Consider the following 397-nt stretch of genomic DNA (forward strand, 5'->3'; position numbering starts at 1 on the left):
GCGCGGCGCCGCCGCGGCCACCGCGGCGCTGTGCGCCGGGGGCGCGCTGCTGGCCGGGGGCGCTCTGCTCTGGCATGCGGTCACCGCCCGGCAGTCCGCCTTCCCGGCACCGGTGCCGACGGCACCGAGCACGTCCGGGCTGGCCGCTGTCCTGCTGCTCGCCCTGGCCCTGACGCCCAACGCGGCCGTCTGGGGCGCGGCGTACGGCCTCGGCCCCGGGTTCACGCTCGGAGGAGGCAGCGCCGTACGGCCCGCGGCCGTGACCGGCCTGCCGCCGCTGCCGGACTTCCCGCTGCTGGCCGCCGTACCGGCCGAGGGGCCGGGCACCCTCGCGACCTGGGCCGTGGCGCTTCCGGTCCCGCTGGCGGGCGGACTGCTCGCCGCGTGGTGCGTGGCG

General features: G+C 80.9%; 1 protein-coding gene. It reads left to right on the forward strand.

All coding sequences use genetic code 11. The features are described 5' to 3' along the window. The coding region (locus AC2CJA_RS27315) for a cell division protein PerM (protein ID WP_484605290.1) at positions 1-397 on the forward strand (397 nt) is incomplete at both ends.

The organism is Streptomyces sp. ATLC9, assembly GCF_057196705.1.